A 21095-nucleotide genomic window follows, 5' to 3' on the forward strand; every position below is an offset into this window, starting at 1 on the left:
TTGGACATATGTTCACCAGTAAATATAGAGAAAATCGCAATTTCTATTAAAAAATCTAACAAGGATTACTAAATGTCAGTTGAAAACTTAAACGATGTCTTGAAAGATCTTGATCCGCAAGAAACACAAGAATGGATTGATGCTTTAGAAGCAGTTATTGAAGAAGAAGGAAGCGAAAGAGCTCATTTTCTTTTGGAAAAACTTATTGATAAAGCAAGAAGAAGTGGAGCATATTTACCATATAATGCGACTACTGCTTATTTGAATACTATTCCAGTAGAACAAGAACCTAAAATGCCAGGTAACTTATCACTAGAAAGAAAAATAAGATCTATCATTAGATGGAATGCACAACTTATGGTTTTAAGAGGTTCTAAAAAAGATTTAGAATTAGGTGGACACATAGCATCTTTTCAATCTTCTGCAACACTATATGATGTTGGATTTAATCACTTTTTTCAAGCACCAAATGAGAAAGATGGTGGAGATTTAATATTTTTCCAAGGACATATCTCTCCAGGTATCTATGCAAGAAGTTTTCTAGAAGGAAGACTAACTCAAGAACAAATGGATAACTTCAGACAAGAAGTTCATGGAAAAGGTTTACCATCATATCCACATCCTAGACTTATGCCAACATATTGGCAGTTTCCAACTGTATCTATGGGACTAGGACCTATTCAAGCTATTTATCAAGCAAGATTTTTAAAATACTTAACTGATAGAGGAATCAAAGATTGTTCTAATCAAAAGATTTATTGTTTCATGGGTGATGGTGAGTGTGACGAACCTGAATCATTAGGAGCAATTGGACTTGCAGGAAGAGAAGGATTAGAAAACTTAATTTTTGTTATCAATTGTAACTTACAAAGACTTGATGGTCCTGTTAGAGGAAATGGAAAAATTATCCAAGAACTTGAAGGTGAATTTAGAGGTGCTGGATGGGAAGTACTTAAAGTTATCTGGGGAAGCAAATGGGATGAACTATTAGCTAAAGATACATCTGGAAAACTATTAGAACTTATGGAAGAGACTGTTGATGGTGAGTACCAAAACTTTAAACAAAAAGGTGGAGCTTACACAAGAGAAAAATTCTTCAACAAATACCCTGAAACTGCAAAACTTGTAGAAAATATGAGTGATGATGAAATTTGGATGTTAAACAGAGGTGGACATGATCCAGTTAAAGTTTATGCAGCATACAAAAAAGCAAATGAAACTAAAGGTAGACCATCTGTTATCTTAGCTAAGACTGTAAAAGGTTACGGTATGGGTGAAGCTGCTGAAGGTAAAAATATTGCACATGGTGTTAAAAAAGTAGATTTAAAATCTTTAAGACAATTTAGAGATAGATTTGATATTCCTGTTACTGATGAAGAAATTGAAAAATTACCATACTACTTACCACCTGAAGATTCAGAAGAAATGAAATATATCAAAGAAAAAAGAGCTGCGCTTGGTGGATTTGTTCCTCAAAGAAGAGAAGCCTTTACTGAAAAACTTGTTATTCCAGAATTAAGTGCTTTTGATGCTATTTTACAAGGAAGTGGTGATAGAGAAATTTCTACTACTATGGCATTTGTAAGAGTTTTAAATACACTTGTTAAAGATAAACAAATCGGAAAAAGAATTGTTCCTATCGTTCCTGATGAAGCTAGAACATTCGGTATGGAAGGTATGTTTAGACAACTTGGTATTTATGCAGCTGAAGGTCAAAAATATATCCCACAAGATAAAGATCAAGTGGCATACTATAAAGAAGATAAAAAAGGTCAAGTACTACAAGAAGGTATTAATGAGTTAGGTTCAATGGGTTCTTGGATAGCAGCAGCTACTTCATACTCAATCAATGATTGTCCTATGATTCCATTTTATATTTTCTACTCAATGTTTGGATTCCAAAGAACAGGTGATATGTGTTGGGCAGCGGGAGATCAAAAAGCAAAAGGTTTCTTAATCGGTGGAACATCTGGTAGAACTACACTTAATGGTGAAGGTTTACAACATGAAGATGGACATTCTCATATTATTGCTAATACTATTCCAAATTGTGTTACTTATGACCCAACATTTGGTTATGAAGTTGCAGTTATTGTTCAAGATGGTGTTAGAAGAATGTATGGTGAAACACAAGAAGATGTATTCTACTACATTACAACATTAAATGAAAATTACCACCAACCAGCAATGCCAAAAGGTGCTGAAGAAGGTATCAAAAAAGGTATTTATAAATTAGAAACTGTTAAAGCTAAAAATGACTACAAAGTTAATTTATTAGGTTCAGGTTCAATTTTACAACAAGTTAGAACGGCTGCTAAAGTATTAGCAGATGATTATGGAATCGCAAGTGATATTTACTCAGTTACTTCGTATAACGAATTAACAAGAGATGCACAAGATGTAGAAAGATCAAATATGTTAGATATCAATGGAAAAGATAAAGTTCCATATGTAGCTCAAGTATTAGGTGAAGATGCGGATTCTATTTTTATATCAGCAACTGATTATATGAAATCATATTCTGAGCAAATCAGCCCTTACTTAAAAGGAAGCTTCAAAGCTTTAGGAACTGATGGATTTGGTAGAAGTGATAGTAGAGCTAACTTAAGAAGTTTCTTTGAAGTTGATGCAGACTTTATTGTATTTACTACTTTATCACAACTTGTTAAAAATGGTAAATTAAAAAAATCTATTTTAGCTGATGCTATGAAAAAACATAACATCAACCCAGATAAAATCAACCCACTAAAAGCATAAGGAGTAAGAAATGAGTACAATTCAAGATATTTATATTCCTGATTTAGGGGCTGACAAAGATGTTGATTTAATTGACATTATGGTTAGCGTTGGTGATACAGTTGAAGTTGAAGATGGTTTAATTACACTTGAGACTGAAAAAGCATCTATGGATGTTCCTACAACTCATGCAGGTGTTGTAAAAGAAATACTTGTGAAAGTTGGAGATAAAGTAAATTCTGGTGATTTAATTGCAAGAGTTGAAATCCAAGATGAAGCAAGTAGTGAAGAAGCTCCAGCTGAAGCTGCGGCACCAGCTCCTAAAACTGAAGAGAAAAAAGAAGCACCAGCTACTTCAACTGCTACTAGTTCTGAGCCAATGGATTTAAAATCAGCAGAAGCAGAACTTCAAGCAATTTCAGCTTCAGGTGCACAAGTTTCTTGTCAACTAATCCAAGATCAAACTATTTGTTCAGTAATTGAAGAAGTTCATATTCCTGATTTAGGTGCAGATAAAGATGTTGATTTAATTGATGTTATGGTTAATGTAGGTGATACAGTTGAAGCAGAACACGGTTTAATTACACTTGAAACTGAAAAAGCATCTATGGATGTACCTGCTCCATTTGCAGGTGAGATTTTAGAACTTTTTGTTAAAGTTGGAGATAAAGTAAACTCTGGTGATTTAATTGCTAAGATGGTAAAAACTGTAGTTATGGAAAGTAAAGTTCCAACACCAGTTCAAGCCCCTGTACAAGAAGCACCAAAACAAGAAACTAAAGCACCTGCAACTTTACAAGCAGCAGTTGCAACAGCAACTGTTAAAGAAGATACAAGTGTATTATCTCAAAAAGCTAAAAAAGTTTATGCAAGTCCAAGTGTAAGAAAAATAGCAAGAGAATTTGGTGTTGATTTAGGTTTTGTAAAAGGAAGCGCTAAAAAAGGTAGAATTCTAAAAGAAGATATTAAAGCTTATGTAAAAGAGCAACTAAATAAACCAGCAAGTGCATCTGGAAGTGGATTAGGATTTAATCTACCAGAACTTAAAGAAGTAGATTTCTCACAATTTGGTGAAATTGAAACTGTTGAGTTAGGTAGAATCCAAAAAATTTCAGGACCAAGCTTACATAGAAATTGGTTGGCAATGCCCCATGTAACACAATTTGATGAAGCTGATATTACAGAATTAGAAAGCTTTAGAAAAGCACAAAATGCTATTGCAGATGGATTTAAACTTTCTCCTTTAGTATTTGTAGTTAAAGCTGTGGCAAAAGCCTTAGCTATTCATCCTAAATTTAATTCATCATTAAGTGCTGATGGTCAAAGCTTAATTATGAAAAAATATTTCCATATTGCAATTGCAGTTGATACTCCAAATGGTCTTATGGTTCCAGTTATTAGAGATGTTGATAAAAAAGGATTCAAAGAAATAGCTATTGAGATGGCTGAGATTTCTAAAAAAGCAAGAGAAGGTAAACTTAAATCTGCTGATATGCAAGGTGCATCATTTACAATTTCTTCTTTAGGTGGAATTGGGGGAACTAAATTTACTCCAATTATCAATGCTCCTGAAGTTGCAATCTTAGGATTATCAAAATCAGAGATGAAACCAGTATGGAATGGTGAAAACTTCATACCAAGATTAACTTTACCGTTATCTTTATCTTATGATCATAAAGTAATCGATGGTGCTGATGGTGCAAGATTTACAACTACTTTATCACAGCTATTAAGTGATATTAGACTATTAAGTCTATAAGGAAGAGAAATGAGTAAAGTTATAGATATTTTAATTCCTGATTTAGGTGCTGATAAAGATGTTGATTTAATCGATGTTATGGTTAGCATTGGAGATAAAGTAGAAGAGGAAGATGGACTTATTACCCTAGAGACTGAAAAAGCCTCTATGGATGTTCCAACTACTCACGGTGGTATTATAAAAGAGATTCTTGTAAAAGTTGGAGACAAAGTAAATTCTGGTGATTTAATTGCTAGAATTGAAATTGAAGACGAAGCTTCAGCTACTCCTGTAGTTGAAGAAAAAGTACAAGAAGCACCAGCTGCTGTAAAACCAGCAAAAACTTCTACAAACACAAATGGTGCAGAAGAAATCAAAGGTCAAGTTCTAGTAATAGGAGCAGGACCTGGTGGTTATTCTGCTGCATTTAGATGTGCTGATTTAGGTTTAGATACAGTTTTAGTAGAGAGATATACAACTTTAGGTGGAGTTTGTCTAAATGTTGGTTGTATACCTTCTAAAGCACTTCTTCACGTAGCAAAAGTTATGGAAGAAGCAGAGCATATTTCTCATGCAGGTATCAAGTTTACAAAACCTGAGATTGATTTACCAGGTGTTGCAGCTTATAAAAGTGGCGTTGTAAAAAAACTAACTGATGGGTTAGCTGCAATGTCTAAAATGAGAAAAGTAACAGTAGTACAAGGTTATGCAAAATTTTTAGATAATAACTCTGTTATCGTTGAGCATACTGATGTTGAAGGTAAACAAACAAAAGTTACTTTTGATAATTGTATTATTGCAGCAGGATCTCAAAGCTCTAAAATGTCATTTATACCTCATGAAGATCCTAGAATTTGGGATTCTACTGATGCCTTAGAAGTAAAAGAAGTACCAAAAAGACTTCTAGTTATGGGTGGAGGAATCATTGGACTTGAGATGGGAACTGTTTATCAAAAACTAGGAAGTCAAGTTGATTTTGTGGTACGTGGTAAACAACTAATGAGTGGAACTGATGCTGATATCGTTAAAATGTATACTAAATCAAATGCAAAAAGATTTAATGTAATGTTCGAAACTCAAGCACAATCAATCATTCCTAAACAAGATGGTGTTTATGTTGAATTCAAAGGTAAAAATGCCCCTGAGGGTGCTGTAGTTTATGATGCAATTCTTGTAGCAATGGGAAGAAGTGCAAATGGTAATAAGTTAGACCTTCAAAATTGTGGTGTAAATGTTGATGAATATGGAATTATAAAAGTTGATAACCAAATGAGAACAAATGTACCTAATATCTATGCAATTGGAGATATCGTTGGTCAACCTATGCTTGCACACAAAGCAGTACATGAAGGTCATGTGGCAGCTGAAGTAATAGCTGGTGAAAAAGTATTCTTTGAACCAAAACAAATTCCATCTATCGCTTATACTTTCCCAGAAATCGCTTGGGCTGGTATGACTGAAAATGAAGCAAAAGCAGCTGGAGTTAACTATGAGGTATCAACTTTCCCATGGTCTGCATCAGGACGTGCCTTAGCAAGTGATGTTTCAAGTGACGGTATGACTAAACTTATTTTTGATAAAGATACTCACCAATTAATTGGTGGAGCACTTGTTGGAGATAATGCAGGTGAATTATTAGGTGAAATTTCACTAGCACTTGAAATGGATTGTGATGCAGAAGATATAGCTCTAACTATTCATGCTCACCCTACTTTACATGAATCAGTTGGTATGGCAGCTGAAATATTCCACGGAAGTATTACAGACTTACCAAACGCAAAAGCTAAAAAGAGATAAAACTCTTTTTAGTTATGTTATAATTATGAATGACATTTTATAATATACAAGACTTTATATTTTTTTTAATACTATTTTTCCTAATTTATCACTCTTATATACAAAAAACATATCTAAAAATCTTTGAGTATTTTAAAATCTTTTTTATACTTTCAATTTCAGCAAAATTTGCTCCTGAAAGTGCAACCTTACTACAAAAATTTCATATAACAAAAGCAGATACCTATACTACTCTTATATTAATTGCCTTTACTATAAACCTTTTAATATTATATTTTGGATGGAATTCTATTTTCAAAATATTTTCAAAATTTATTGATAGTCAAAATATCAAATCTTTGTTGGCAAAAGTTATAACAGTAATTGAAATAAGTGTATTATGTACGCTTTTTTTATATGTAGCAATGCAATTTTATCCTGCAAAAAAATATATTTATCCTTCTGTAAAAAAAAGCTATACTTATCCCAAAATAGAGAAATTTTATACTCACTTTTTAAATGATAATTTTGTTTTTATGATACTAAATCAAGATACTTCTACAAACCATAAAGAACTATTATTTAAAAGTTTTAAAAATAGTTTCTAATTTTGTTTGCCCATTCAATATAAGCTTTCATATTTAGGTGTAATCCATCCGTCGTATATACATTTAGCAAAACCTCATCCCTTGATAATTTTTCATTTAAATCGATATACGTTAAGTTATTATCATTGCAATATCCATTAAGCTTTTCATTTATTATTTTTACTTTTTTATTAAAAGAAGTCATTTGAGTGTAAAGTATAGATTGTACAAAAATTTTTGAAGTGGATTCTTTTTCTAATCTTTTTAATATCTCTATATAGTTCTCAAAAAGTTTATCTAAGCTTTTATAAGAATTCATATCATTAATACCAATCATTAAATAAATATTTTGTGAATGAACTTCAATAGCTAAATCCAACCTATCTAATATATCAATTGTAGTATCAGCATCATGTCCTAGATTTATAATCTTTTTTGGATAAAGAAGAACATCCCACTCTCCCCTTGCTGTAAGAGAATCACCTAACATTACTATATCAATATTATTTTTCATGTTTTCCAACTTTATTTTTATTGATATATTCTATTAATCTTTGGCTTATTCTTTCATCAAACTTTTATTTAATCTATATATTGTAAGGGTAAGTTTATCAATGAAGCTTTTGTGATGTGATACGATTATCATAGATTTTTTTATAGAATTTAATATTTCACATATAGTATTTTCACTTTTTTCATCTAAATCGTTCGTAGGTTCATCAAGAAGCAATATTTTAGGTTTGGTAATAAGAATACCAGCTAAAGCTACAATCTTTTGTTCACCACCACTTAAATCGTGTATAATCCTATCTTTTAGTTTCTTTATATTTAGACTTTCTAAAACCTCAATAGCTTTTTCATAAGATTCATCTTTTGATACACCTTTTGCTCTTAAAGCAAACATTACATCTTCTATTACAGTGGGACATAAGAAGTGATTTGAAACATCTTGAGGTAGATATCCTATATCACTTCTATATTTTCTAAAATCTTTTAAAGAGTTCATCTTATCATGGAATATTTCAATATATCCAGATGAAGGAGATATTAGACCTGCAATTATTTTAAGTAAAGTGCTTTTACCACTTCCATTTGCACCAACAACAGCAACTTTTTCTTCATGTCCTACATTTAAATTAATATTCTCCAATAAACTCTTGCTTTCACACAAGTAATTTGCATCGACTACAGTTACTGAACAACTCATAAATTTACCACCATTTTATTTATTACTACTATAAAGACTAAGATTGAAAGAAAGATATAGTTTTTATTTTTTGAGGGCATTTCTAATAAATAAATCTCACCACTAAATCCCCTTGAAATCAAACTATCTCTCATCTCTTCTGATTTTCTAACTGACTTTATGAACATCATTGCAAATACATTCCCATATGTTTGATAGCTAAAGAGATTACTTTTTGCATGAAAGCCTCTAAGTCTAAGTGTTGCTTTTATTGTTTTGAATTCTTGAAAAAGATACTCAATCATTACAATAGTAAAATAAAAAATTGTCACAAATTTTTTAGGAAATCTAAGTGAATTGAAACCTCTTACTATGTCATAACCTTTTGATTTGTAAAAAATAAGTAGATTAAATAGTAAAATAAGATTCGTTCTAAAGAAGAGTTCAATGGCTTTATTCACATCATGAAAAGATACAAAAATCACTAAAAATATTATAAATAGATTTATCAAAGCAAGTTTTTTAAGTATCTTCAAGACTTCTTTATACTCCACTGCTACCATATATAAAATCGGCAATAAAAAAATATATTCCAAGTCTAAAGAAAAAGCTACAATGCTAGAATAAATAAGTGAAACTAATAATTTAACTGGGTATTCGTTCATTTTCTCTTTACTTTTTTAATTAGGAAAAATATTATACCAATTAAAAGTAAAGAAATAACTATTTTATAATACTTTTGAATCTCTTCTTCTTGTATATGTTTTGTTAGACTTTGGATATGTGGCTTTGAAACTTCTATCTTCTCTTGTGCCATATGTCCACCTTCAGCATCAACAATTACATCTATATTTTTAAACTTCGAATTGTATGTATATTTTCCCTTATTATCAAGTTTATCTTCAAATACAATTTTGTCTTTATTTTTTATGATTAATCTACAGTTTTGACAAACTGCTCCACTTGCAAAATAAGCAAAAACATGTACATTACTATCTTCATTTGTTAAAAATACATTTAATTTATGAGCCCATACACTAGAAATTAGTATTAAAATTATAAAAATATATTTCATCATTTGGCCTTCAAAATTTTTGGATAAGTCTTTTTTATAAACTGCAATAAAAACATACTTATAATTCCTTCAATTATCATAGCACCAGAATCAACTATAAATATAGTATATGAAGCATACTCATACTCTGGTTTTGAAAAAAGTAAGATTATTGCTAAAAAAAGCGTAGCAAAAAATGTACCTAAAAATCCAACTAAAAAAAACTTAACTTTTTCATTTAATTTATTAGTAATTTCCATATTATATAAATAATACACAATGATTGCCGGCATTCCCATAACAAAAAGATTTACTCCTAGTGATACAACACCTCCATAACCTAAAAGTAAAGCTTGAAGTACTAAAGCTATAAAAATACTAATAAAACTCATCCACCCAATTAGTATCCCAATCACGCCAATAAGGACTAAATGTATTTGGGTAACACCAAGTGGGACATGAATAAATGTTGCTATAAAAAACATAGCACTCATAGCTGCTGCTAAAGTTATCTTTTCATCTTTTATAGATTTTATAGAAACATATAAACAAACTAAACTAATAGCGCTAACAGTTACAGTTGATTCTAAAGTTAAGACACCATCAGCTATATGCACTAGTAAGCCTTAATCCAAAGTAAAGCACCATTTTCTATAGGGTACTCTTTACCATCTTCTTTATTTTTTATTTGCCCTTCTTCAATTAAAGCTGCAAATCCCCACCATCCTTTGTGATTCATAACAAAAGAAAAAATACCATTAGCATCAGTTTTAACAACTTGTGTTACATGACTACTAGTTGGAGCTTTTAAATTAAAGTCATTATATAGTTCAACTTCAACTTCAACATTACTAGCTGGTTTACCATCGTGTAAAACTTTTCCTTGAAATAAATTACCTGCATATAATCCAAAAGGTTTAACCATTGGTACAATCTCATATTTTAACCCAATAGGTTCATCCCAACCATCTTCTAAACCATAAGCATCAACAATTAGTTTTGGTACATGAATAATATACTTTCCTTCTGCTGGTTCAAAATATGCTTGTGGCTCAACAAAAAATTTATATACACCTGGCATATTTATTTTATATTTTGCACTCCAAGCTTTGTGTCCTAATTTCTTAGTTTCGTTTACAGGTATTTTATTATCATTACTGTTTACAAATAATTTTGGCTTTTCCATTGTCATTGCATTTTGCTCAAAAGGATGTATAAATGAAATATCAAAATTAAGCGTTGAATTTTTTTTATCATCAACAACATCACTGTTTGACATAAAAGTTAAGAAATGAGCTTGTGATAGTGTAAGCAACATAATAAGAGTAGAAATAATTTTTAACATGTGTTTCCTTTTAGTTTTGAAGATTATAAATCCATATGCGTTAAATCACACTAAATAAAAACTACACTTATGTATTTTTAGGAAATTTTTAGAAAAATAATAAAAAGAGGCAAAATGAACCTCTTTTTATTAATCTTTAGGAAGTAACTTTACAGGCACGATTTGAAATTCATCCATATTCCATACATTGTTTGTAACATATGGCTCATTATCTATCCAATCATTTAATTCATCTTCTGTTTCAAAATCAACAAATAACGTAGAGCCAACCATTTGATCTTCTTCAATTAGAGCACCTGCATTGATTATTTTACCTTCAGCTATAAGTTTTTTTGCACCTGCTACATGAGCATCTCTTACTTCTAATCTTTTATCAAGCGCATTATCATTATCATAAGCAATTATTAAATATTGCATTGTATTCCTTTGAATTTATTTTAAGAATTAGCATTCTAGCATTAAAAAAGTATGATATTAATTATGTGTTAAAAAGAAGTCCAGTAGCAACTGCAAAACAGAAAGGGTAAAGAATAACATTAAAGTATCTAAATAGTAGTGTTATATTGATGTTTATTGGCATTACTTCATGAATCTCTAATCCAGAAGATAATTTTTGCATCATATTTAATTTAAAAGCCAAATCAAAAAACTTGATAAGAATAATACTTGACATCCAAAAGCCATAGTTTGATAGATATATTGATACAGCAAGTGTATAGAAAAATGTAACATGCAAGATAAAATATAAAAAAATATTTTTACTAAATACTTGATAGTTATTGTAAATTAAACCATAAAGGTTATCATGTTTTTGCCAGTTTGACTCAAATAGTTCAAGAGCCATAAAAAGTAGTAATAAAGAGTATAAGTCCATTATTAAAAATCACAATAGAGCAAAAGCTCTATTGTCTATTTATCGTTAATTCTAAATTTGATTTTTTGATCTTTATAAAGACCAGTTCCAACTGGTATAGTTCTACCAATTACAACATTTTCTTTTAAGTCTTCTAATAAGTCCATTTTAGCACTTATTGCAGCTTCAGTAAGAACTTTAGTAGTCTCTTGGAAAGATGCAGCTGAAATAATAGAATCAGATGTAACAGCAGCTCTTGTAATACCTAATAATAAAGGATCAGCAATCGCAGGTTCTCCACCTAGTCTCATAATTCTTCTATTTTCAATTTGGAATCTTTTCTTAGAAACCATGTCTCCTACAATAAACTTAGTATCTCCACCATCAAGAATAGAAACTTGTCTTAGCATTTGAGATAAAATAACCTCAATATGTTTATCAGCAATATTTACCCCTTGAGATCTATATACTTGTTGTACTTCAGAAACAATAAAGTAATGTAATGCTTTTTCACCTAAAATTCTAAGTACATCATGAGAAGCAACTTGTCCATCAGTTAATGCTTCACCAGCATGAACAAACTCACCTTCGTGTACTAAAATTTGTTTAGATTTATCAACTAAATACTCTACTTTGCTACCTTTATCATCAGTTATGATAATTCTTTGTTTATTTCTTAAACTTTTTCCAAAAGAAACTACACCGTCAAATGATGCTAATACAGCAATATTTTTTGGTCGTCTAGCTTCAAATAATTCAGATACTCTTGGAAGACCCCCAGTAATATCTTTAGATTTTTGAGAAGCTTTTGGAGTTTTACCAATAATATCAGCTATCTCAACTTTTTGTCCTTCAGAAACAAAAAGAGATGTTTTAGGATCAAGTGTATATCTAATTAATTCATCAGATTCAGTTGCTAAAACAATAGTTGGTTTAAATCCAGCAGGAACATATTCATTAATAACTAATTTAGAAGTACCAGTTAAATCATCAAATTGCTCAGATGCTGTAATTCCTGGAATAATATCTTCAAATGTTACAGTACCAGCTTTTTCTGAAATAGTTGGATTTGCATATGGATCCCATTCTGCAATAACAACTCTCTCATCAGCTTCTGGTTTAGAAAGAATAGTCTCTTTTTCAACTTCTGTATTATCATCTAATTCTATAACAGAACCTCTTGCAATATAATGTCTTAATGCTTCTCTATCATCACCATCAACAATAACAGCAAAAAGTCCTTTTTCAACAACTTTATCTCCAGCTTTAATATCTGGTCTTCTCTCTAAATAATCTCCAGTTAATTTATAATATTTAACTGAACCTTTAGCTCCTGATGTAACTAAAGTAATAATAGGCGCACCATCTTCAACTCTTAATTCAGATGCGAAAGGAACTCGGTTTGGAACATTCCAACCGTCTTTAATCATCTCTACAATTGATTCATTTGCTTCAACTTCTTCACCATCAGCATATGGTAAATAAAGTTTACCTTCAATTTTACCAGATACACCTGCTAGCTCATTTGGTCTTGCAACATCATTTTTTCTTAAGTAGAATTTCTTCTCTTCTTTACCGTTAGTAATTGTCAAAATTGTCTCTTCATGAAGAGTCTCAGTTGTAATTTTACCTTTAAATGGTGCATTAATTTTTAGTTCAACAAGTAAAATACCTGCATTTCTTCTATTTGCAACAATTATTTTATCAGCTTTAGAAACATAAGTTTTGATATTATAATATCTAATAAACCCTTCTTTATCAGCTCTTAATTCTCTTTCTGTTTGAGTTGCACTTGCAGTTCCCCCAACGTGGAAAGTTCTAAGAGTAAGCTGTGTTCCTGGCTCCCCAATTGATTGAGCAGCAAGTACACCAACCGCTTCACCTGGATTTGCTTTTCTTTGCTCACCAAGGTTTAGACCATAACATTTTGAACATAATCCATTTTCAATTTTACAAGTTAAAGGAGTTCTAATTACTACAGATTTAACTTCTGAATCTTTTACAATTTTTGCATCTTCTTCAGTAATTAATGTACCTTCAGTAAACAAAATTTCATTAGATATTGGATCAATAATATCTTCTGCAATTACTCTACCTGTGATTCTTTCTTCTAAGCTCTCAGTTAATTCATTACCACTTGATAAATCAGTAATTTCAATACCTTCATGAGTCCCACAATCATCAGCTGTAATTCTTACATTTTGAGAAACGTCAATTAGTTTTCTAGTTAAGTAACCCGCATTTGCAGTTTTAAGTGCTGTATCAGCAAGACCTTTTCTAGCTCCGTGAGTAGAAATAAAGTACTCAAGTACATTTAGACCCTCTTTAAAGTTAGAGATAATTGGTGTTTCAATAATAGAACCATCAGGTTTAGCCATAAGACCCCTCATACCTGCTAACTGTCTAATTTGAGCAGCAGACCCTCTAGCCCCTGAATCGGCCATCATATAAATAGAATTAAATCCATTTTTATCTGTTTCAACAAGTTCCATCATCTCTCGACCAAGTTTATTATTAACTTCTGTCCAGATATCAATAATTTTATTATATCTTTCTTGTTCAGTTAATAAACCTTGCTCAAATTGTTTTTGAACTTCAATAACATCTTTTTTAGACTTAGCAATATGCGCAGGTTTAGTTTCTGGAACTCTAATATCATCAATAGAAACAGAAATACCCGCATCAGTTGCATATCTAAAACCTAAGTTTTTAAGGTTATCCAAGAATCTTGGAGTAACTTCATATCCACCATGTTTATAAATATAATCAACCAAAATACCAATATCTTTTTTCTTTAAAATCTTATTCCATAATTCTAAAGGAACAAAATCAGGTAAAATATTATGAACAATTAATCTTCCAACTGTTGTATGAATAATTTTATCATTCATTTTTGTTCTGATTTTTGCATGTAAATCTACTTGTTTCATCTCTAAAGCGATAACTGCTTCATCAACACCAGTAAATAGTTTATGCTCACCTTTAACTCCATCTTTTTCTAATGATAGATAATAAATACCTAAAATCATATCTTGCGAAGGAACAGCAATTGCTCTCCCTGATGCTGGTAAAAGAATATTCATAGAACTCATCATAAGAATTTTTGCTTCTGCAATAGCTTCTTGTGATAAAGGTACGTGAACTGCCATCTGGTCACCATCGAAGTCAGCATTAAATGCAGAACATACTAATGGGTGTAATTGAATAGCTTTTCCATCAATTAGCGTTGGGTGGAACGCTTGAATTGAAAGTTTATGAAGAGTTGGAGCTCTATTTAGCATAATTGGATATTCATCAACAATTTCACTTAAACATTCCCAAACTTCATTAGTCTCAGCTTCAATCATTCTTTTTGCTGATTTTAATGTAGTTGCATAACCTTTTTCTTCTAGTTTTGCCATCAAGTGTGGTTTAAATAACTCTAAAGCCATTTTTTTAGGAATACCACATTGATCCATATTTAAAGATGGTCCAACAACGATTACAGATCTTCCTGAGAAGTCAACTCTTTTACCAAGTAAATTCTGTCTAAATCGTCCTTGTTTACCTTTAATAATTTCAGATAAAGATTTTAAAGGTCTTTTATTTGCACCTTTAACTGCATTTGCAGTTTTACCATTATCAAATAAAGCATCAACTGCTTCTTGAAGCATTCTTTTTTCATTTCTTTGAATGATTTCAGGGGCATCAAGTTCTGATAATCTTTTAAGTCTGTTATTTCTGTTTATAACTCTTCTATAAAGGTCATTCACATCAGATACTGCAAATTTTCCACCATCTAGAGAAACTAGTGGTCTTAAATCTGGTGGAAGAACTGGAAGTTGAGTTAGCATCATCCATTCAGGTCTATTTCCAGAATTAATAAAGTTTTCAACAACTTTTAATCTTTTTATAATAGTTTTTGTTTTAGCTTCTGATTTAGTAGATTTCATCTCTTCTTTTAAGCTATGTAATAATTCCATTAAATCAAGGTTTTCAAGTAAATCTCTTACAATTTGTCCACCCATATTAGCTTCAAAACCAGTATGCTCATAATGATCATAAATAGTTCTATATTGCTCTTCATTTAAAATGTCATATTTCATTACTTTTTTAGAATGTTCATTATCATAAAAAGCTTCACCTGGCTCATTTACAATATAAGCTTCATAGTATAATACTCTTTCTAAATCTTTTAATTTAACACCAAGTAATGTACCAATTCTTGTAGGTAATGAACTTACCATCCAAATATGAGCAACAGGAGATACTAAATCAATATGTCCCATTCTGTGTCTTCGCACTTTTGCAGAAGTTACTTCAACCCCACATTTTTCACAAACAACACCTTTGTATCTCATTTTTTTGTATTTACCACAAAGACATTCATAATCTTTTACTGGTCCAAAAATTTTCGCACAAAATAAACCATCTCTTTCAGGTTTTAATGTTCTATAGTTAATAGTTTCAGGTTTTTTAACTTCTCCACATGACCAAGAAAGAATTTTCTCAGGACTTGCAAGTCTAAGTTGAAATGCTGAAAAATCTTGTGGTCTTTCTAACTCTTTTATCTCAATTGGTTCTAATACTGTATTTTTACTCATTATTTTCTACCTCGTCAAAAATCTCTACATCTAAACCTAAAGCTTTTAACTCTTTTGTTAATACAAAGAAAGTTTCAGGAACACCTGAATCTGGAACATTTTCACCATTTGAAATTGCTCTATAAGCTCTCGTTCTTCCTTCTACATCATCAGATTTTGTTGTAAGCATTTCTTTAAGAACAGCAGTTGCTCCATAAGCTTCCAATGCCCAAACTTCCATCTCTCCAAATCTTTGACCACCAAATAGTGCTTTACCACCAACTGGTTGTTGTGTTACAAGTGAATAAGGTCCAGTAGATCTTGCGTGAACTTTTTCATCAACTAAGTGATGTAGTTTTAGCATATACATATAACCTACATTTACTCTTTCTTTCATCTTATCACCAGTTTTACCATCAATAAGATTAGTTTTACCATCTAAGTCAATTTTTGCTAATTCAAATAGTTTTAAGAATTCGTCTTCTTTTACACCATCAAATACTTGAGTTGCAAATCTAACACCTTTTGTCCAATCTTGTGCATAATCAACTAATTCATCATCACTTAATTTAGCTAAAAACTCTTTACCATTCATAAGTTTTGCAACATCAGCAATTTCTGTCATCTTAGCTCTTAATTCAGATACAAATTCAGTCTTCTTAGCATCAAAGATATCTTGAATTTGAGTTCCAAGTCTTTTACCTACTAATCCTAAGTGAACTTCAAGAATTTGTCCAATATTCATCCGTGATGGAACCCCTAGTGGATTTAATATAACATCAACAGTTGAACCATCTTCTAAATATGGCATATCAACTTGAGGTACGATGTTAGAAACAATACCTTTGTTTCCATGTCGTCCTGCCATTTTATCCCCAACTTTGATTTTTCTCTTAGTTGCGATATAAACTTTAACTTGTTTGATTACACCTGATTGTAAAATATCATCATGCTCTAATACTTCAAGTTTTTCTTCATGGTCAGTTCTTAATCTAGATTTTTGATTAATAAAATACTCTTTTATATCGTTGTATTTTTTCTCAACATCTTTATCATAAGAAGATACTACTTTTTTCATAGCAAATCTATTTACATTTGCTAATACATCTAAAGGAATAACTTGACCTTTTTTATAAACTACATCATCTAAATCAACATCTTTAACTAATAGGGCTTTTGATAATAAATCATTGATTTTTAAAATCTCTTCTCTATCAAGCATTAATAGTTTATCATGATGTTTTAAATCAAGTTCAGCTTTTTCTGATTCTATTTCAGCAACTGCTCTTGAATCTTTTTCATAACCTTTTTTAGTGAAAACTTTTACATCAACAACTGTACCTTCCATTGAAGTAGGGCAGTAAAGTGATTTATTAATAACGTGACCTGCTTTTTCACCAAAGATTGCTCTTAATAGTCTCTCTTCAGGAGTTGGTTTAATTTCGCCTTTTGGTGTAACTTTCCCAACCATAATCATACCTGGCTTGATAAATGTACCAACTTTTACAATTCCTGATTCATCAAGATGTGTAATTGATTCATCTTTTACACCTGGTAAATCTCTTGTTATCTCTTCATTACCATGTTTAAGCTCTCTACACTCAACATCTTTTTCATAAATATGAATAGAAGTAAATGCATCTTCTTTAATTAATCTTTGAGATAATACAATCGCATCTTCGTAGTTATATCCATTCCATGGCATAAAGGCAACACAAGCATTAACACCAACTGCTAATTCACCTTTGTCCATTGAAGGACCATCAGCGATTACTTGACCTTTTTGAACTGTATCACCCTCTTTTACTGCAATTCTTTGCCCAAAAGATGTATTATTATTTGTTCTAACATTTTTATTTACACTATAATGGTCAATAAATGCACCATTTTCATCTTCACCTCTAATGTAAATATTTTTAGCATCAGCTTTTTCAACAACACCTGTTCTATCAGCTTTAATAGCTTCCCAAGCATCTCTTGCAACTGTTTTTTCTAAACCAGTCCCAACTATTGGAGCATTTGGTCTTAATAATGGAACGGCTTGTCTCATCATATTCGATCCCATAAGTGCTCTATTGGCATCATCATGTTCTAAGAATGGAATTAATGAAGCAGCAACTCCCATAACCATTTGAGAAGAGATATCAATTAAATTAACTTTAGATCTTTCTACAATTAAAATTTCACCATCTTGTCTAGCTTCAATTAAAGGTTCAACAATTTTACCATTGTCATCAACTTTAGTAGAACCAGGAGCAATTAATAATCCCTCTTCTTGGGTTGCTGTTACATAAATAATTTCATTTGAAACAATTCCATCTTGAACTTTTTTATATGGTGCTTCAATAAATCCTAATTCATTTACTTTTGCAAATGTAGATAATGTATTGATAAGACCAATATTTTGTCCCTCTGGAGTTTCAACTGGACAAATTCTTCCGTAGTGAGTTGCGTGAACATCTCTTACTTCAAATCCAGCTCTCTCTTTTACAAGTCCACCTTCACCAAGTGCAGAAAGTCTTCTTTTATGAGTAACTTCTGATAATGGATTAGTTTGGTCCATAAATTGTGATAATTGTCCAGATGTAAAGAACTCAGTAATTGTTGATGTAATCATTTTAGAGTTAACTAAATCATGTGGCATAATATCTTCTAATGTACCAGATAATGTAGTCATTTTGTCTCTAATTGCTTTTTGCATTTTGATTAAACCAGAATGCATTTCATTTGCAAGTAACTCACCAATAGCTCTAATTCTTCTGTTACCTAAGTGATCTCTATCCTCGATATGACCATGACCAGATTTAACTTTTACAAGGTATTGAACAGTTTTAATAACATCTTCATAAGTAAGTGTTGTAACATATTCAGGAACATTTACACCTAACTTGTGGTTCATTTTCATTCTTCCCACTTTAGTTAAGTCATATCTTTCTGGATCAAAGAATAATTTTTTAACGAAATCTTTTGCGGCTTCTTTAGTTACAGGCTCACCTGGTCTCATTACTTTATAAATTCTAATAGCAGCTAAATCATTTTCATCTTCTAGTTGTTCAGTTTGTCTTAATAATTTTAAAGACTCAGCATCTGCAGCAAATGCATTGATAATAGAATCATCAACTCCTTCAGCTAAATCATTTGCAATATCAAAAGAATCAAAACCTAAGTCAAGTAATTTTTTTAATTTTAATTCATCTAAATGAGTTAAAGAATCAAATAATACTTCACCAGATTCTGGATCAAAAATTGTACCAGCAGTACTTCTGTCCATTAATAATTCAACTGGGTATTCAACTAATTTTAATCCACCATCAACTAATGCTTTAGCTTTTCTAGCAGTTAATCTTTTTCCAGCAGCAATTACTAAATTACCTTTGTCATCTTTAATATCAAATTCAACTCTTCCTGTAAAATCTTCAGGACTAAATTCAGTTAAGAATTTATTGTTTTTAATTTTAATATTTAAAATTGGGTAGAACATTTTGATAATATCTTCTTTAGAATATCCTAATGCTCTGAAAAGAATAGTTACAGGTACTTTTCTTCTTTTGTTGATTCTTACGTATAATACATCTTTTGCATCATATTCAAAATATAACCAAGAACCTCTATCTGGAATAATTTGTCCCGTATAGATTAATTTATTTCCAGCAGTGTTTGATTCTTCTTCTTTGAAGATAACACCAGGAGATCTATGTAATTGGTTTACAACAACTCTTTCAACACCATTTACAATAAATGATGTTCTATCTGTCATTAAAGGTATTTCTCTAACGAATAAAGATTGTTCTTTCATATCTTTAACGCCGATTTTTTCACCAGTTTTTTCGTTAAGATCCCAAAGTGTTAATCTTATTTTGATTTTTAATGGAATTGAGTAAGTAAGACCTCTAACCATAGACTCTCTTACGTCATATTTTGGTTTACCCACTTCACTTTCTATGTAATCAAGAGTAATTCTACCCTGAGCATCATGAATTGGAAAAATTGATTTAAATACTTTTTCAATTCCAGCATCAGTTCTGCTCTCTTTTCCGACCATTAAGAAGTTATCATACGAATTTTGTTGTAATTGTAATAAATTAGGAATTTCAATATGTTGTGGATTTTTAGCAAAATCGACTCTAAGCCTATTACCAGATTTTAAAGAATTTAGCATAGTTCACCTTGTCAAAAATTTGATTTTTTTTTTGCTTTTTAGTATAAAGCACAAAAGCATCCCTAAAGGATAGGGTTAAAATTCCTCAAAATTTTAACCTTAGCCTTCAAAGATGCTATCTATATACAAGGCTCGTAAGCCTTGTATTACATAGAATGAATTACAAAAAAGTAATTATTTTAATTCTACTTTTGCACCAGCTGCTTCTAATTCAGTTTTAGCTGCTTCTGCATCTTCTTTTCCGATACCTTCTTTAACGATTGCACCAGCTTCTTCAGACATAGCTTTTGCTTCTTTTAATCCAAGACCAGTTAATGCTCTAATTGCTTTAATAACATTAATTTTTTTGTCTCCTGCATCAACAAGAACAACATTAAATTCTGTTTGTTCTTCAGCAGATTCTACAGCTGCAACAGCTCCACCAGCAACTGCAACAGGTTGTGCAGATACACCAAATTTTTCTTCGAATTCTTTAACTAATTCTGATAACTCTAATACAGATAAACCAGAGATGTATTCTAATACGTCTTCTTTAGAAATTGCCATTTCTTTTCCTTATATATTTTAATTTTTATTAAATAATTGTTGCTTATTAAGCAGCCTCTTCTTCTTTTTTCTTTCTAAGAGCATCAAGCCCAATAGTAAAGTTCGTAACTGGAGCCATCCATGTAGCTGCAAGCATACCAAGAAGTTGTTCTCTTGATGGTAACTTAGCAAATGCATTAACAGTAGCAAGATCAGCGATTTTACCTTCAATGATACCAGATTTGATAGCAAATTTATCTTTGTTATCAGATGCAAATTTATCAGCTACTTTACAAGCTGAGATTTGATCTTCTGACCATAAGAAAATGTTTGTACCAGTTAATTCGATATCACCTAACTCAGCATTTTTTACAGAAACAGCAACAAGAGTATTTTTTGCAACTTGTACTTTAGTTCCATTATCTCTAGCGTCTTTTCTTAATACTTCTAACTGTTTATGAGTTAATCCTTTATAATCACAAACTACGATAGCTTGAGACTCTTTGAATTCAGAAGTTAAGAAATCAACGATTTCTGATTTTTGTTGTTTAGTCATCATTATATATTTCCCCCT

At 31.0% G+C, this 21095-nt stretch carries 16 protein-coding genes; 4 read left to right on the forward strand and 12 right to left on the reverse strand.

Annotation, left to right across the window (positions count from 1 at the left end; genetic code table 11):
- Positions 1 to 72 precede the first annotated feature (72 nt).
- Genes aceE through ACNI3D_RS13755 form a run of 4 tightly spaced genes read left to right on the forward strand, consistent with a single transcriptional unit; the run spans position 73 to position 6858 of the window.
- Positions 73 to 2757, forward strand: coding sequence for a pyruvate dehydrogenase (acetyl-transferring), homodimeric type (gene aceE / locus ACNI3D_RS13740; RefSeq protein WP_419767411.1), 2685 nt, complete (start codon positions 73 to 75; stop codon positions 2755 to 2757).
- Between the two features lie 10 nt (positions 2758 to 2767).
- A complete protein-coding gene (aceF, locus tag ACNI3D_RS13745; protein WP_419767412.1) occupies positions 2768 to 4495 on the forward strand; it encodes a dihydrolipoyllysine-residue acetyltransferase in 1728 nt (575 codons plus the stop codon).
- A 9-nt stretch (positions 4496 to 4504) separates the two neighbouring features.
- Positions 4505 to 6271: a dihydrolipoyl dehydrogenase gene (gene lpdA, locus ACNI3D_RS13750; protein WP_419767413.1), complete on the forward strand. Its 1767-nt coding sequence runs from the start codon at positions 4505 to 4507 to the stop codon at positions 6269 to 6271.
- Between the two features lie 29 nt (positions 6272 to 6300).
- A complete protein-coding gene (locus ACNI3D_RS13755) occupies positions 6301 to 6858 on the forward strand; it encodes a hypothetical protein (protein ID WP_419767414.1) in 558 nt (185 codons plus the stop codon).
- On the opposite strand, the gene ACNI3D_RS13760 is transcribed toward ACNI3D_RS13755, so the two are convergent.
- The 12 genes from ACNI3D_RS13760 to rplJ all read right to left on the reverse strand — a co-directional run bounded on the left by ACNI3D_RS13760 (position 6842) and on the right by rplJ (position 21077).
- The gene (locus ACNI3D_RS13760) at positions 6842 to 7351 is read right to left on the reverse strand and encodes a GDSL-type esterase/lipase family protein (RefSeq protein ID WP_419767415.1); all 510 of its coding nucleotides are present in this window, start codon (positions 7349 to 7351) and stop codon (positions 6842 to 6844) included. The two genes, ACNI3D_RS13755 and ACNI3D_RS13760, sit on opposite strands and share 17 nt — an antisense overlap.
- Positions 7352 to 7396: 45 nt before the next feature.
- Positions 7397 to 8044, reverse strand: a complete 648-nt coding sequence (locus ACNI3D_RS13765) for an energy-coupling factor ABC transporter ATP-binding protein (protein WP_419767416.1) — start codon at positions 8042 to 8044, stop codon at positions 7397 to 7399.
- Positions 8041 to 8688 (reverse strand): energy-coupling factor transporter transmembrane component T family protein, encoded by a 648-nt coding sequence (locus ACNI3D_RS13770; protein ID WP_419767417.1) that lies wholly within the window; start codon positions 8686 to 8688, stop codon positions 8041 to 8043. Before ACNI3D_RS13770 ends, ACNI3D_RS13765 begins: the two co-directional genes overlap by 4 nt.
- A complete protein-coding gene (locus tag ACNI3D_RS13775; protein WP_419767418.1) occupies positions 8685 to 9098 on the reverse strand; it encodes a hypothetical protein in 414 nt (137 codons plus the stop codon). The genes ACNI3D_RS13770 and ACNI3D_RS13775 overlap by 4 nt, the downstream gene beginning before the upstream one ends.
- The gene (gene cbiM / locus ACNI3D_RS13780; protein ID WP_419767419.1) at positions 9098 to 9694 is read right to left on the reverse strand and encodes a cobalt transporter CbiM; all 597 of its coding nucleotides are present in this window, start codon (positions 9692 to 9694) and stop codon (positions 9098 to 9100) included. The genes ACNI3D_RS13775 and cbiM overlap by 1 nt, the downstream gene beginning before the upstream one ends.
- A complete protein-coding gene (locus ACNI3D_RS13785; RefSeq protein ID WP_419767420.1) occupies positions 9694 to 10422 on the reverse strand; it encodes a DUF4198 domain-containing protein in 729 nt (242 codons plus the stop codon). Before ACNI3D_RS13785 ends, cbiM begins: the two co-directional genes overlap by 1 nt.
- A 129-nt stretch (positions 10423 to 10551) precedes the next feature.
- On the reverse strand, positions 10552 to 10839 hold the full coding sequence (locus tag ACNI3D_RS13790; protein WP_375724587.1) for a YciI family protein: 288 nt from the start codon (positions 10837 to 10839) through the stop codon (positions 10552 to 10554).
- 61 nt (positions 10840 to 10900) lie between these two features.
- On the reverse strand, positions 10901 to 11296 hold the full coding sequence (locus ACNI3D_RS13795) for a hypothetical protein (RefSeq protein ID WP_419767421.1): 396 nt from the start codon (positions 11294 to 11296) through the stop codon (positions 10901 to 10903).
- Between the two features lie 35 nt (positions 11297 to 11331).
- On the reverse strand, positions 11332 to 15858 hold the full coding sequence (rpoC, locus tag ACNI3D_RS13800) for a DNA-directed RNA polymerase subunit beta' (RefSeq protein ID WP_419767422.1): 4527 nt from the start codon (positions 15856 to 15858) through the stop codon (positions 11332 to 11334).
- Positions 15851 to 19996, reverse strand: a complete 4146-nt coding sequence (rpoB, locus tag ACNI3D_RS13805) for a DNA-directed RNA polymerase subunit beta (protein WP_419767423.1) — start codon at positions 19994 to 19996, stop codon at positions 15851 to 15853. Before rpoB ends, rpoC begins: the two co-directional genes overlap by 8 nt.
- 174 nt (positions 19997 to 20170) lie before the next feature.
- Positions 20171 to 20542 (reverse strand): 50S ribosomal protein L7/L12, encoded by a 372-nt coding sequence (gene rplL / locus ACNI3D_RS13810; protein ID WP_129101258.1) that lies wholly within the window; start codon positions 20540 to 20542, stop codon positions 20171 to 20173.
- Between the two features lie 46 nt (positions 20543 to 20588).
- A complete protein-coding gene (gene rplJ / locus ACNI3D_RS13815) occupies positions 20589 to 21077 on the reverse strand; it encodes a 50S ribosomal protein L10 (protein ID WP_129101312.1) in 489 nt (162 codons plus the stop codon).
- Between the last annotated feature and the right edge of the window lie 18 nt (positions 21078 to 21095).

The sequence above is a fragment of the Arcobacter siniprincipis (SeqCode) genome, assembly GCF_048571125.1.
Classification (GTDB): domain Bacteria; phylum Campylobacterota; class Campylobacteria; order Campylobacterales; family Arcobacteraceae; genus Arcobacter; species Arcobacter siniprincipis.

Coding starts and splice junctions, on each gene's coding strand:
- ACNI3D_RS13775 (WP_419767418.1), bottom strand. CDS start 9,098: ATGAAATATATTTTTATAATTTTAATACTAATTTCTAGTGTATGGGCT.
- lpdA (WP_419767413.1), top strand. CDS start 4,505: ATGAGTAAAGTTATAGATATTTTAATTCCTGATTTAGGTGCTGATAAA.
- rplJ (WP_129101312.1), bottom strand. CDS start 21,077: ATGACTAAACAACAAAAATCAGAAATCGTTGATTTCTTAACTTCTGAA.
- ACNI3D_RS13795 (WP_419767421.1), bottom strand. CDS start 11,296: ATGGACTTATACTCTTTATTACTACTTTTTATGGCTCTTGAACTATTT.
- ACNI3D_RS13760 (WP_419767415.1), bottom strand. CDS start 7,351: ATGAAAAATAATATTGATATAGTAATGTTAGGTGATTCTCTTACAGCA.
- rpoB (WP_419767423.1), bottom strand. CDS start 19,996: ATGCTAAATTCTTTAAAATCTGGTAATAGGCTTAGAGTCGATTTTGCT.
- aceF (WP_419767412.1), top strand. CDS start 2,768: ATGAGTACAATTCAAGATATTTATATTCCTGATTTAGGGGCTGACAAA.
- rplL (WP_129101258.1), bottom strand. CDS start 20,542: ATGGCAATTTCTAAAGAAGACGTATTAGAATACATCTCTGGTTTATCT.
- aceE (WP_419767411.1), top strand. CDS start 73: ATGTCAGTTGAAAACTTAAACGATGTCTTGAAAGATCTTGATCCGCAA.
- ACNI3D_RS13765 (WP_419767416.1), bottom strand. CDS start 8,044: ATGAGTTGTTCAGTAACTGTAGTCGATGCAAATTACTTGTGTGAAAGC.
- ACNI3D_RS13785 (WP_419767420.1), bottom strand. CDS start 10,422: ATGTTAAAAATTATTTCTACTCTTATTATGTTGCTTACACTATCACAA.
- ACNI3D_RS13755 (WP_419767414.1), top strand. CDS start 6,301: ATGACATTTTATAATATACAAGACTTTATATTTTTTTTAATACTATTT.
- rpoC (WP_419767422.1), bottom strand. CDS start 15,858: ATGAGTAAAAATACAGTATTAGAACCAATTGAGATAAAAGAGTTAGAA.
- ACNI3D_RS13790 (WP_375724587.1), bottom strand. CDS start 10,839: ATGCAATATTTAATAATTGCTTATGATAATGATAATGCGCTTGATAAA.
- ACNI3D_RS13770 (WP_419767417.1), bottom strand. CDS start 8,688: ATGAACGAATACCCAGTTAAATTATTAGTTTCACTTATTTATTCTAGC.